This is a genomic window from Streptomyces sp. NPDC048506 (assembly GCF_040651315.1).
Lineage (GTDB): Bacteria > Actinomycetota > Actinomycetes > Streptomycetales > Streptomycetaceae > Streptomyces.
Genome location: NZ_JBEZIX010000013.1, coordinates 1 through 12,794, shown reverse-complemented (window position 1 = coordinate 12,794; position 12,794 = coordinate 1). Strand labels below are relative to the sequence as shown.

The window sequence follows — 12,794 nt, the reverse complement described above, 5'->3', positions numbered from 1 at the left end:
ACGCGTTTCCCCCGCTCCGCACGAGATTTTCCCGGCCGCTTTCTCGCGACGTGAGAAAGTAGCGCGGCACTTTCCACCCATTGCTCCGTTTTGCTTCGGATCTACCCATCGGTATTTCCCGGGTGGCTCTGTCGCACCTCTCGCTCAAACATGGCTATCGGATGTGATCGCCGCCGCCTACGATCCCGAATTGTGTCCGCCGTTGACCAGTTGTGACGGCCGCGTCCCCAGGGGCGGAGTGCGCTCTGCGAGGCAGCTGCGCTCGCCCCCACACCCGGTGATACGGGCGGGTGGCGGAGGACGTGGCCGCGCACGGGGCAGCCCGGGCACGGCCTGAGGGGGAATCATGATGGGGAAATCGGGGGGCGGCAGGCCGGCGATCGCGCCGGCCTGCCGGGACCCACAACGAGCACAACCACGTCCACCGGCACCTCTGCGCATCCTGCGGACCGCGACCGCGTCTCTGCCGCCCTCCCTGCCGTCGTCGCTGGCGGCCTCGTTCACGGCCGCCACCGACGCCGTCATCGCCGCCGCACGCCGGCACTCCCGACCGTATGCGGCACCGCCCTATCTGGACGGTTCCCGCTCGCGCCGGGGGACCGTGCGCCGCCGAGAAAGGGACCGCCCATGAACCCGTCGAGCCACCCGAGCAGCAGCGGGCTTCAGTTCACCCACCCCTATCTGGCCGTGGTGCTCGGCGGCGGCTTCACCGGCATGCTCACCGCCGCGGCACTGGCCGAGCACGCCGACGTCATCGTCGTCGAGCGCGAACGGCTGTCGCGGACCCCCGCCCTGCCCACCGACCTCCCGCAGGCCCGGCACGCCCATCTGCTGGCCGCCGACGGCGCCCGGATGGTCGACGCCCTGCTGCCCGGCAGCGTCGATCGGTGGCTCGCCGAGGGCGCCCGCCGGGTACCGATGCCGGCCGAACTCGCCGCCCGCACACCGCAGGGCTGGTTAGGCCGCCGGCGCATGCCGTACCTGATCGCGTGCTCCCGCGATCTGCTCGACCGGGCCGTCCGCCAACAGGTGCCCACCCTGCCCGGCGTCACGGTGCTCGACGGCACCGAGGCGGAGCAGCTGACCGGCACCGCGGAACACATCACGGGGGTCCGGGTCCGGGACACCACGACCGGCGAAACGTATCGGCTCGACGCCGATCTCGTCGTCGACGCCACCGGCCGGCACTCCACCACCCAGGACCGGCTCCGGCTCCTGGGGCTGCCCCCCGCCGGCGAGGACGTCACGGACTCCGGGACGGTCTCGGCGACCCGTATCTTCCGCGCACCGGACGGCACCCAGCACCTCCCGGTGCTCACCTCCCGCTCGGCCCACCACGCCCAGCTCCCCGTGCGCACCGGCCCCGCCCGCGCGGTGCCCGCCTCGACGGCGACCCTGGTCCCCATCGAGGGCGGCCGCTGGCTGGTCACCCTCACCGGCACCGGAGACGACCGGCCGACCGAACACGCCGGTCGCTTCGCGCCGTTCGCCCGCCGCACCGGCAACTCCGCCATCGGCGACCTGATCGCCGACGCCGAACCGCTGAGCGAGGTGCGGCTGACCCGCGACACCTCCAGTCGACGACGGCGCTACGACCGACTGCCGTCCTGGCCCACGGGGTTCGTCGCGCTCGGCGGCGCCGTGGTCTCGCTGAGCCCGGACTTCGGCCAGGGACTGTCCATCGCCGCGCACAGCGCCGCCGCCCTCCGCGAGGCGCTGCGCCGGCACGGCATGGACGATCCGGCCCTCGCCCGGAAGGTACAGCGCACCATCGGCCGCATCGTCCAGGAACCCTGGGCGCTGACCACCGGCGAGGCCCTGCACTCCCCCGCCACCGCGCACCCCGCGGTCTGCCGCGCCTACGCCGACGTCGTCACCCCGTCCGTCCGCGCCGCGCGCTTCCTGCCCCGTTCGGCGGCGCTGCGCCTGCTGCGCGGCACGTCGCGGATCCGCCCGGTGCGGGGCCGGACCGCGGACTGGGACACCCCGCCGATATCCGTCCCACCGCCCCTGTCGACCACGACCGAACCGTCCCCGGCCACCGGGCCGCGCCCTCCCTCCTGAGGAGGCTCCCCGGGAGGGCGAAATTCGGTCGCTGCGCCGTCCCGCCGTCGATCACAGTGGTTCCGGGGCGGCGCACCGGGCGGCGTCCGACGCAGTGCGCAGGAACGGGGAACGGGCATGTCGACGCTGCGCGTCACGGTCGAGGAACTGACGATTCATGAGCATCCGAACGCCGATGCGCTGGAGCTCGCGCAAGTGGGGCTCTACCGGGCGGTCGTCGCCAAGGGCGCCTATCGGACCGGCGACCTCGCCGTGTACATACCGGAACAGGCCGTGCTCCCCGAGGAGCTGGTGGCCGAACTGGGCCTGACGGGCAAGCTGGCCGGCTCCGCTGCCAACCGGGTCAAGGCGATTCGGCTGCCTGACCTACCTCGCCCATGGCCAGCGCGTCCTGGTGACGTCGAAGGGGCTCGGGGCGCAGCGGCTGGCGCTGGCCGAGGATCCGAAGAACCTGTACTGGCGTGCGGTGCGCGGCCATGACCTCGCTCGGGTCGCCGCGGAGATCGCCGCGGAGCTGGGGGCGTCCCGGGTCGGCGTGTACGGGGAGGTCTACGGCGACGGCGTCCAGGACCTCGGGTACGGCGCGGACAGTCGGCGCGGGGAGCCCGGCTACGCGGCGTTCGACGTCGCGGTGGACGTGGACGGGCGGCTGCGGTGGCTGGATCCGAAGGAGCTCGAGGCGGTGCTGGACGGCAGGCTTCCGCTGGTGCCGACGCTCTACCACGGCCCCTATGACCCACGGCGGGTGATGGAGCTGGCCGAGGGCCGGGAGACGGTGTCCGGGCGTGCGGTGCACATCCGGGAGGGCGTGGTGGTGCGTCCGCTCAAGGACCGCTACAGCTCCGAGTTGGGTGGCCGGGCCATCGCCAAGGTGGTCAGCGGTGCCTATCTGACGCGTAAGGGCGGCACGGAGTTCGAGTGACGCGGCGCGCGTGACGGCTGGGGCCGGCGCGCCCGGCCGTCACGGGGCTGCGGAGGCCGGTCTTCCGTCACGGGTCGGCGGTGGCCGGTCTTCCGTCACGGGTCGGCAGTGGCCGGTCTTCCGCCGCAGGTCGGCGGTGGTGGGTTCTCCGTCACGACTCGGCGGTGACTGGTCCCGTCGTGGGTCGGGTGCGGCTGGATCTGTCGCTCTCCTGCGGCGGGAGCCCCAGGAGGCGGCGGGCGAGGGTGAGTGGCGCCTGCGGGTCGCGGGTGGGCGCGGCGGCATGGGACCGGTGCGCGGGGCGGCGTTCGACGGTGGTGGTGCCGGTGTCGGATTCCAGCGCCGGTGCGTAGCCGGCGGCGCGCAGGGCGTCCAGGGTGGCGGCCGGCGGGCGGGCGCTGACCAGGACCGTCGGGGCGATGGTGCGCAGCGCCAGGTCGCGCAGGGCGCGGTGCGCGGCGAGTTCCTTGACGAGGGTCTCGTCGTCGGAGCGGATGCAGCAGCCGGCGGGCACGACCCGCATCCGGCCGTGGGTGCGGGCGGCGTCCTGGACGAGGTAGCGCAGCGGCTGCGGCAGCTCGCCGGTCGCCGAGGCGCGGGTGAGGTCGTCGAGGAGGCCGTCGGCGGTGTGGCCGATGTCCAGCGCGCGGCGTACGGAGGCGGGGGTGAAGCGCCAGGTGACGGCGTGCCCTTCGGACTCGCGGTCGGCCGTGGCGGCGAGCAGGCCGTCGAGTGCGGCGGCGGGACGGCCGGGCACCACGGCGGTCAGGTCGGCCTGGAAGTGGGCCTGTTCGAGCAGGGGCGGGAGCAAGTCGGTGAGCGCCGCGTCGAGGGCGTGCGGATCGGACAGCAGCGCCCGACCGAGGGGGGTGAGCGTGCCGTGGGCGACGAGGCCAAGGTGGGCGGCTTCGTCGAGGGTGTGGGTGGCACGTTCCTCGGCCAGTGGCTGGGCGGTGACGGCGAGAGGCCGGTGCCAGTCCGCTGCCCGGAGGAGTCCGCGCAGCGGGTCGCCGGTGGCCTGTGCGTCCTGCCCCGGATGCGATGACGCCGCGCGTGGCGAGGGAGGAAGGGGCGCGCCGAGGGGGGCGCCGGCCAGCGCGGCGAGGAGGGCGTGCCGGAGCGCGGGCGCGTGCCGGTCGTGGCCGCGGACCAGCGCGGTGGGGGTCTCCCCGAAGGGGGTGTGGGTGGGGACGGCCCACAGGGCGGACCAGGCGGCCAGGACGGGGGCGAGGCGCTGACCCGGCGGGCGGTCCAGCCAGTCGTCGTAGGCGCTGGTGGGGAGGGCGGTGATGCCGGCCGGGGTGCGGGTCAGGGCGATCAGGCCGGCGGCGAGGGCGAGATCCAGCAGGAGCCGGGTGTGCGGTTCGGTGGCGCCGGCCGCCGTGGCCAGCCGCTTGATCTCCCGTACGGTCAGGCCGCCCGATTTGCGCAGCGCGGCGGGCTGCGCGGCGAGGGAGGCCAGCAGGCGCTCCACGGTGGCGGCGAGGGTGGCCGCGGCGGCCCGGGACTCGTCGTGCAGCGAGGTCGCGGGGAGCACCGCGGCGGGCGTAGCGGGGTCGGTGGTGGTCTTTGGGGCGAGGTACGGGGCGTCGGGGCGGAACGGGCCGAGGTCGTGGGCGGCCAGGAGCTGCGGGGTCCGCGGCGGGACGACGACGGCACCGTCCTCGGTCGGGGCGGCGAGTCCGTCGTCGTAGAGCGCTCGCAGGGCGGCTTCGGCGGCGGGGCGGGCGGGCCCGGTGGCGTCGAGGGCGGTGAAGACGTCCTCGGGTGGGACGGGTGCGGTGGCCAGTTGCGCGAACGACAGCCGGTGCGCCATCAGGGACTGGTAGTCGGCGCCCGGGGCGGGCGCGGTGGGACCGGGGGCGTCCCGGGCGGCGCGCTCCTGGCTGATGCGGGCGGTGGTGGCGAGCACGTGCAGCCTGGGGTGGTCGAGGTGCAGCACCAGGTGGTGGAGGGTCTCGTAGGACCACAACGCGCTTGCCAGGCCGCGTATTTCGGTGGGTGCGGGACGGCGGGAGAGCGGCTCGGCGTGGCGGGTGAGGAGCGCGGCGAGCTGCTCGGGGGTGCGCTGGGCGAGGGACCGGGTGAGTGTGTCGAGACCTTCCACGGCCTTGAGGTTAGTCATCGTGCGAGGAGGGTGGTCAGGGCGCCCACGGGGTCGGCGTCGGCGGGTCCGGTGGGCCACCAGTCCTCGGCGCCGGGCTCGGACTCGTAGGGGTACCAGCGATTGTCGTGGCCGAAGCGGAGCTGGATGCCGCGGTCGGCGTCGGTGAGGTGGTTGTGGCGCGGCCGCAGGGCGGGGAGGTCCGCGGCGATCAGGGCGCTGCGGGCCCGGTCGAAGTCGCCGGCCGGGGGGTTCCAGGTGCCCTCCAGGAGGGCCAGGCCCTCGGAGCCGCCCTGACGCCAGGCGGCGACGGCGCGGGCCACGTCGGTGGACGTACGGCCGGTGGCCGCCGCGAGGTCGCGGTAGAGGGCGCGGGTGGCGGAGGTGAGTCCCGCGGTGGGGTGGGCGGTGGCGGCCAGGCGGAGGGCGTCCTCCCATGGAGGGAGGTCCGGGAACGGGCTCTGGTGGGCCGACCGTCCGCCGTCGGCGCCCCGGGATGCGGTCGCGGAGAGGCAGGCGTGGGCGCGGCCGGCGGCGTCGGCGGCCAGGAAGGCGAGCGCGGCGGGGTCGAACGGGGCGCCGTCCGCGTCCGGCAGGACGGGTGGGTGGCCGGGGTGCGGGGGCACCGGGAGGGGCGGCGGGAGCGGCGGCCGGGTGCGGTCGGCGAGGGCCGCGCGGGCGAGGACGGTGGGAGCTGAGGGCGCCCGCTGCGCCGTGGGCTCGACGCGGCCGGCACCGGGGGCGCCGGTTCCTTCGCCGGTGGCGGTGCGTGCGAGCCCTCGCTGTCCGCGGCCGTCGGCGGCCGGTCGTGGGGTGGCGAGCGGGTGTGCGCGGGTCTCATGGGCGGTCAGGGCCGCGTTGCGGCGGGAGAGTTCGTCGAGGAGTTCGCGCTCGCCCCGGCCGCGCATCAGCAGCAGGACGAACGGGTCCGCGTCGAGGAGTCTGGCCACCTGGAAGCAGAGCGCGGCGGCGTGTTTGCAGGGCCGCCCGTGGTCGGGGCACGAGCATCGGGGAACGAGGTCGCCCGGCCCCGGCAGGAGGCGCACCTCGCCGTCGGCCAGCTCCCGGGGCAGCTTCTTGGCCAGCAGGGCGGCGAGCCGGCCGGGCTCCGCGGCGATCGCGTCCAGCAGGCCGTGCCACTCCTGGTCGGTGAGGGTGCTGAGGCGGATGTCGGCGGTGTAGGGGCGCGGCCGGCTGCCGCGTACGGTGGCGATGATGCGGCCCGGGGTGACGTTGATGGTGTCGACGTGCCCGTCGCGGGCGTACGTCCGGCCGCGGGCGAGGCGGGCGCTGTCGAGGGCGGTGGTCTCCAACGCGTCCAGCCAGGCGCTTCCCCACCAGGTTTCGGCGAACAGCCCCCGGGCGCCGGTTCTGGCCGGCAGGGGCGGGAAGGTACGCGAGCGGTCCGCGCGGGCCAGTCGGTCCGCGACGGCGGCGCGTCCGGAGGAGGGGCCTCCTGACGAGGGGCTTCCTGACGACGGGCCTCCGAAAGCGGAGCCTCCGGAGGTGGGGAGACGGCTCATCCGGGCCTCCTCAGGGACACGAGGTCTGCCAGCTCGGCATCGGACAGTTCGGTGAGCGCGGTCTCCCCTCCGGAGAGCACGGCGTCCGCGAGTGCCCTTTTGGCGCTGAGCAGTTGGGCGATGTTGTCCTCGACCGTGCCCTCGGCGATCAGGCGGTGCACCTGGACGGGCTGGGTCTGGCCGATGCGGTACGCGCGGTCGGTGGCCTGCTCCTCCACCGCCGGATTCCACCAGCGGTCGTAGTGGATGACATGGCCGGCACGGGTGAGGTTCAGGCCCGTTCCGGCCGCCTTCAGGGACAGCAGGAAGACCGGGGCCTGCCCGGACTGGAAGCGGTCCACCATCCTCTCCCGTTCGGCGACGGGGGTCCCGCCGTGCAGCAGCTGGGCCGGGACGCCGCGCGCCGCGAGGTGACGTTCGAGCAGCCGCGCCATGTCCACGTACTGCGTGAAGATCAAGGTGGCGCCGCCCTCGGCGAGGATGGTGTCCAGGAGTTCGTCGAGGAGTTCGAGCTTCCCGGAGCGCGCGGCCAGCCCCGGAGCGGCCTCCTTCAGGTACTGCGCGGGGTGGTTGCAGATCTGCTTGAGGGCCGTGAGCAGCTTCATGACCAGGCCGCGGCGGGCGATGCCCTCGGCGGTCTCGATCCGGGCAAGGGTCTCGCGGACCACCGCCCGGTACAGCGCGGCCTGTTCGCGGCCCAGCGCCACCGGGTGGTCCGTCTCGGTCTTGGGCGGGAGTTCCGGCACGATGCCGGGGTCGGACTTCTTGCGGCGCAGGATGAACGGGCGGACCAGCCGGGCCAGTCGCTCGGTCGCCTCGGGGTCCTCGCCGCCCTCGACCTCGCGGGCGTGCAGCGCGCGGAACGTCTTCAAGGGGCCGAGGAGTCCCGGCGTCGTCCAGTCCAAGAGGGCCCACAGCTCGGAGAGGTTGTTCTCGACCGGCGTGCCGGTGAGGGCGATGCGGGCCGGCGCCTTGATGTCGCGCAGCGCTCTGGCCGTCGAGGAGCGCGGGTTCTTCACGTGCTGGGCCTCGTCGGCCACCACCCACGCCCAGCTGCGGGCGGCCAGTTGGGCGGCGCTGCTGCGCATCGTCCCGTACGTCGTCAGGACGAAGCCTCCGCCCAGGTCGTCGAGGCTGCGGCCGGTGCCGTGGAAGCGGCGCACGGGCGTGCCGGGGGCGAAGCGCTCGATCTCCCGCTGCCAGTTGCCGAGGAGCGAGGCGGGGCAGACCACCAGGACCGGCGCGGTGGGGCGCCGGTGTCGATGGAGCGCGATGACGGTGAGGGTCTTGCCCAGGCCCATGTCGTCGGCGAGGCAGCCGCCGAGGCCGAGGGACGTCATGGTGTCGAGCCAGGCCACGCCCCGTAGTTGGTAGTCGCGGAGGGTCGCCCGGAGCCCGGGCGGCTGGGACAGCGGGCGGGGCGGCGCGGTGAGGCGGCCGCGCAGCGCGGCGAGCGCCCCCAGGGGCACCACCTCGACCTGCTCGCCATCCACCTCCGCGGTGCCGTTGAGCGTCGCGGCGAGGGCGTCGACCGGATCCAGATGGCCCAGTTCCCGCTTGCGGGCCTTGCGTACGAGCCCGGGATCCACCAGGACCCACCGGTCACGCAGCCGGACAACGGGGCGATGGGCCTCGGCGAGGGCGTCCATCTCGGCCTCCGTGAGCGGCACGCCGTCCATCGCCACCTGCCAGCGGAACCGGGCCAGTTCATGGGCGTCGAAGAAGCCGAATCCATCCGCGGCGGTGCCCGGTGCCGGGCGCAGCACCGCCGTCGCGGTCAGCCCACGGGCGAGTTCCCTGGGCCAGTGGACGGCCACTCCGGCGGCACCCAGGCGGGGCGTGGCCTCCCCCAGCAGGTCGGACAACTCGTCCTCGCTGAGCGGCAGTACGTCGGGGACCGGCCGCTCCAGGAGGCGGCCGAGCGGCGGCCAGACGCGGGCGGCTCGGCGGAGCACCAGGAGGGTGTCGACCCGGGAGCGCGGCCCGAAGTGGTCCGGGCCCACGCCCTCCCACAGGGTGCCGGCGTCGGCCATCAGGGTCGGGTCGGTGAGGCTGTGCACCTGTAGGACGGCCGCCGCCGCGCTGCGCTCCTCGCTCTCGCCGGCCCCGACCTCCTCCACCCTGTCGAAGAGCTTGTGCGGCGCGAGGTCGAGGCGCAGGGAGAGCCGCACCCCGGCATCGACCCCGGCCGCGACCTCGGCGGCCCACTCCCGGGCGCCCGGCACGTGCTGGGGCGCGCTCGCGGCGAACGGCGCGCCGGCCACGAGTCCGGCTCCGGGCGTGCGCGGCAGCGCGTCGACGACCGCGTCCACATAGCGCCGCACCAGGGCCTCGGGGTCGTGCAGTTGGAGCGGGCTGGTGCCGGGCAGCGGCGCCGCGTAGGCCTCGGCGGGCATGGCGGCGGCGATGGCCCGCAGGTGTGCGATGTCCTCCGGGTCGAGGGGGCCGGCACGCCAGGCGTCGACGTCGTCGCCGGTCAGTCCGGGCAGGAGTCTGCCGCGGGCGGCGAGTTGCAGCGCATGCAGGGTGGCCGCGCCCCAGCAGGCGGCGGCCGGGTCGGCGTCCGGGTCGTGCCGGGCACGGATCAGCAGCGGCACGGCCGCGGCGAGCGGGAGCAGCAGCGCCGGGACCGTACGACCGCGCGCACCGTTGCCGTGCCGGCGGGCGACGGTCAGCGGTCCGGTCGCCACCACACCGTCCGCACCCGGCGCCGAGCCGTCCGCTCCCCCACTTCCGAGGTCCGGGAGCGGACCGCCGTCGGGCCGCCAGAGGGCGATCTTTCCGATGCGCGGCGGCTGGTCGGGCAGAAAGACCGCGGCGCAGCGGACCGCCGCGGCGTACCCGTCGCCCTCCCCCGGCCTCGTCGCTCCGTCCCGCACCGTCCTGCCCTTCGTCCGTGCCCTGTGTCGGCCTGCTCCGGCCCTGATCCGACCCTGCTCTGGCCTCTTCTCCCGCCGCGTCTCCGGCCCTTCCCCGCCGGCCGCGTGGCCACGTGTGGGGCTGCCACGCCTGGCCCGCCGTGCGCCGCCGACCTGCGAGTCTACGGGCGCCCCCACCGGGCTCCCGGCCCCTGCTGTTCCTCCTCCAGCCCTCCCGCTCCAAGCCCTCCCGCTCCGCTCCCGCCGAGCCGCCACGGCAGCCGGCCCTGCTCGCATTCGATGGAATCCGATGGAATCCGATGGAAGCAGACGCCACTGACAACGCGCCCCGACCACCGCCCCCGCACCCGCACCCGCACCCGCACCCGCACCCGCACCCGCACCCGCACCCGAGTTATCCACAGGCCGGAGCAAAGCCCTCGCCCGCCCGCCGAAATCCCTTACAGTCAGTGACGATATCACTCTCAGTAATCGACAGGCGACATGGACGAGGAGTCCCCAATGACCACCCACCCCTCAACCCCCGGCCCCCTCCACCACCCCACCCCCGAGCAGCACGCCGCCGCGGAAGCCTTCCGCGCCGGCTCCCCCCTCGTGATCCAGGCCGGCGCCGGGACGGGCAAGACCACAACCCTCGCGATGCTCGCGCACGCGGCACGGCGCCAGGGCCGACTCGGCTGGTACATCGCCTTCAACAGAGCGGTCGCCCGCCACGCCGCCCGCGCGTTCCCCACCCAGGTGGCCTGCACCACCGCCCACGCCCTCGCCTACACCTCCGTGAGCCGGAAGTACCGGGCGCGGCTGAAAGCCCCCCGGCGGGCCGGCTGGCGCACGGGCGCGACGCTGGGCATCGACGACGGCATCTCCGTCCGCATCGGCGCCCGCAAGGTCAACCACAAGGCGCTCTCCCACACGGTCCTGCGCACCGTCACCCGGTTCTGCCAGTCGGCGGACCGGGAGATCGCCGCCCACCATGTGCCGCCCCTGCGCGGCGCCGAATCCGAGCCGCTGCGCGCCCACCTCGCCGACCTCTGCCTTCCCTACGCGCGCAAGGCCTGGGCCGACCTGCACCATCCGGACCACGGCGCCGTCCGCTTCGAACACGACCACTACCTGAAGATGTGGGCACTGAACGAACCGGTCATCCCGACCGACTTCCTGTTGCTGGACGAGGCACAGGACACCAACCCGGTGGTCGAGCAGGTCTTCACGGCCCAGCGGGACCATGCCCAGCTGGTGCTGGTCGGGGACTCCGCACAAGCCATCTACGGCTGGCGCGGGGCACGGGACGTCATGACCGGATTCGACGGCAGACAGCTCACCCTCTCCCGCTCCTTCCGCTTCGGGCCGGCACTGGCCGCCGAGGCCAACCGCTGGCTGACGATCGTCGGCGCACCGATCCGGCTCACCGGTTCGCCCCACCTGGAAACGGAGTTACGCCCGATCCGGGATCCGGAGGCCATCCTGTGCCGGACGAACGTGGGGGCGATGGTCGAGGTCATACGGCAACTGGCCGCTCATCGCCGGGTCGCGCTCGGCGGCGGCCAGGAGCTGAGCGCCCTCGCCCACGCCGCACACAACCTCGAAGCCGGCCGTCGCACCGGCCATCCCGAGCTGATGCTGTTCGAGACCTGGCCGGAGCTCCGCGAGTACGCCGAGTGCGACCCGGCCGGCCGGGACCTGCTGCCGCTGGTTGAGCTCATCGACGAGCACGGCACGGAAGCCGTACTACGCGCGGTGGACCGGCTCTCCCCCCAGGACTCCGCCGAGGTGACGGTCTCCACGGCGCATCGGGCCAAAGGCCGGGAGTGGGCCAGCGTGCGCATCGCGGACGACTTCACCGGACTCGATGACCTCGACGAACGTGACGAGGACGGAGCGCCGCTCCCCGGGCCGATCGACCCCGACGAGGCGCGCCTGGCGTACGTCGCGGTGACCCGCGCCCGATCACTGCTCGACATCGGCGGGCTGTCCTGGATCAACAGCCACCCGGCCGGCGACCCCCGCCTTCCAGAGAGCAGGCCGCAGACATGACGGCTCCGTACGACGAAAAGGACGAAAGGGGGGGTCGGAAGGACGCGTGACGGACTCGGCGATCGGGAGGATGCTGGAAGGAGGAGATGGGTGCCGATGCGTACCGGAGATGAGCCACTGCACGCGCGCAGCCCGCTGAGAATGCGCTGTGGGCTGGCGCTGTGGGGACTGCTGTGGGCCATCGCCGGGGCCGTGGCCTTCGCCGATTTCGGCCGTCCGGAGTGGGCCGCGGCGTGTGCCACCCTGGCCCTGGTGGCGGCGACGGATCTGGTCATGGTGATCCGCCACATCCACCAGGGAGCGCACTACCAGCCGGGCAGGGACGTACCGCCGTACGAGCCCGACCGGGGCCGGAACAACGTGTTCGGCACGCGGAACGACTCCGGCCGCCGGCGCGACACCAGGCCGTAGCGCGCAGCGCCCCGCGACACCTGCTGCTGAGGGCGCTGAGGGCCGGAACCACGCTCGCCCGGGCGGCGCGCGGTGCGGGTGGGGAGTTCCCTACGAGCTGAGTTCACCCTTGCCGGTGTCCTCACCTGCGAAGCGGGCCGCCCTGAGGAACTCCGGGCGCGCCTCAAGGGCAGCCGCCAGCCGGAAGTGGCGCAGCGCCTCATCCGAACGGTTGGCGCGTTCCAGGGTGCGGCCGAGTGCGAAGTGGGCGAACGCGTTGTCCGGCTCACGCTCCAGCACGATCTGGAACTCAAGTTCCGCCGGCCGGAGTTGAGCGGAGAGGAAGAAGGCGCGGGCACGCAGCAGTCGGGCCGCGGTGTTCTCGGGGTGTGCGGCAATGACCGAATCCAGCAGCCGGATCGCGCCGCGTGGGTCACGGGCCGCCAACAGCTGCTCCGCGGCACGGAAGTCGATGACATGCGTCTCAGGGCTGCTCTCGGGCACTGCCTGCTCCTCTCGGACGCCGTCGCCAACCGCACAGCTACAGAGCCATGCACGGCGACGGACCGTTCGGCATTACTGGGGCCACAACAAACCCGCCGGACGCGGCATTCCCCGACCAGCCGGGCCTCAACCGACCGGCGATCCCTGTGTTGCCGTGCCGCGACACGGCGCGGCACCTCACGGCATCACACGGCACCGCGCGCCCCGGAACAAACGCAACTCGACGGAGGAGGAGGTGGAGGGTGGGGGCGGGGGGCGGGGGGGGGGCGGGGGCCCCGGAGGAGGAGCACCCCCCCCCCCCCCCCCCCCCCCCCCCCCCCCCCCCCCCCCACCCCCCCCCCCCCCCCCCCCCCCCACCACACCCCCACGACAAA

7 protein-coding genes and 1 pseudogene are annotated in these 12,794 nt (G+C 74.4%); 4 read left to right on the top strand and 4 right to left on the bottom strand.

Translation table 11 applies throughout. From position 1 onward, the window contains the following. Window positions 1–627 precede the first annotated feature (627 nt). Window positions 628–2,064, top strand: coding sequence for an FAD-dependent monooxygenase (locus AB0C96_RS12675; RefSeq protein WP_362916530.1), 1,437 nt, complete (start codon window positions 628–630; stop codon window positions 2,062–2,064). A gap of 117 nt (window positions 2,065–2,181) precedes the next feature. Then, a pseudogene (locus tag AB0C96_RS12670) lies at window positions 2,182–2,986 on the top strand (RNA ligase (ATP)). A 151-nt stretch (window positions 2,987–3,137) separates the two neighbouring features. Here AB0C96_RS12670 and AB0C96_RS12665 read toward each other — a convergent pair. From AB0C96_RS12665 to AB0C96_RS12655, 3 genes are read right to left on the bottom strand one after another with little or no spacing between them, the layout of a single operon-like run. After that, a complete protein-coding gene (locus AB0C96_RS12665) occupies window positions 3,138–5,111 on the bottom strand; it encodes a helicase-associated domain-containing protein (RefSeq protein WP_362916528.1) in 1,974 nt (657 codons plus the stop codon). After that, window positions 5,108–6,613 carry an SWIM zinc finger family protein gene (locus tag AB0C96_RS12660; RefSeq protein WP_362916526.1) on the bottom strand — a complete coding sequence of 502 codons (1,506 nt, stop codon included), beginning with the start codon at window positions 6,611–6,613 and terminating at the stop codon, window positions 5,108–5,110. Before AB0C96_RS12660 ends, AB0C96_RS12665 begins: the two co-directional genes overlap by 4 nt. Beyond that, on the bottom strand, window positions 6,610–9,492 hold the full coding sequence (locus AB0C96_RS12655; protein WP_362916524.1) for a DEAD/DEAH box helicase: 2,883 nt from the start codon (window positions 9,490–9,492) through the stop codon (window positions 6,610–6,612). Before AB0C96_RS12655 ends, AB0C96_RS12660 begins: the two co-directional genes overlap by 4 nt. A 501-nt stretch (window positions 9,493–9,993) precedes the next feature. On the opposite strand from AB0C96_RS12655, the gene AB0C96_RS12650 reads away from it, so the two are divergent. Further along, on the top strand, window positions 9,994–11,526 hold the full coding sequence (locus AB0C96_RS12650; protein ID WP_362916522.1) for a UvrD-helicase domain-containing protein: 1,533 nt from the start codon (window positions 9,994–9,996) through the stop codon (window positions 11,524–11,526). Window positions 11,527–11,622: 96 nt separating this feature from the next. Beyond that, a complete protein-coding gene (locus AB0C96_RS12645; protein ID WP_362916520.1) occupies window positions 11,623–11,937 on the top strand; it encodes a DUF6343 family protein in 315 nt (104 codons plus the stop codon). 90 nt (window positions 11,938–12,027) lie between these two features. Here the strand turns inward: AB0C96_RS12645 and AB0C96_RS12640 are convergent, their stop codons facing one another. Then, complete coding sequence (locus tag AB0C96_RS12640) at window positions 12,028–12,420, bottom strand: tetratricopeptide repeat protein (RefSeq protein WP_362916518.1); 393 nt, start codon at window positions 12,418–12,420, stop codon at window positions 12,028–12,030. Window positions 12,421–12,794: the final 374 nt, after the last annotated feature.

What these genes read in the sequence shown, in the direction of transcription:
- AB0C96_RS12675 (WP_362916530.1), top strand. Translation starts at nt 628, where the DNA reads ATGAACCCGTCGAGCCACCCGAGCAGCAGCGGGCTTCAGTTCACCCAC.
- AB0C96_RS12665 (WP_362916528.1), bottom strand. Translation starts at nt 5,111, where the DNA reads ATGACTAACCTCAAGGCCGTGGAAGGTCTCGACACACTCACCCGGTCC.
- AB0C96_RS12660 (WP_362916526.1), bottom strand. Translation starts at nt 6,613, where the DNA reads ATGAGCCGTCTCCCCACCTCCGGAGGCTCCGCTTTCGGAGGCCCGTCG.
- AB0C96_RS12650 (WP_362916522.1), top strand. Translation starts at nt 9,994, where the DNA reads ATGACCACCCACCCCTCAACCCCCGGCCCCCTCCACCACCCCACCCCC.
- AB0C96_RS12645 (WP_362916520.1), top strand. Translation starts at nt 11,623, where the DNA reads ATGCGTACCGGAGATGAGCCACTGCACGCGCGCAGCCCGCTGAGAATG.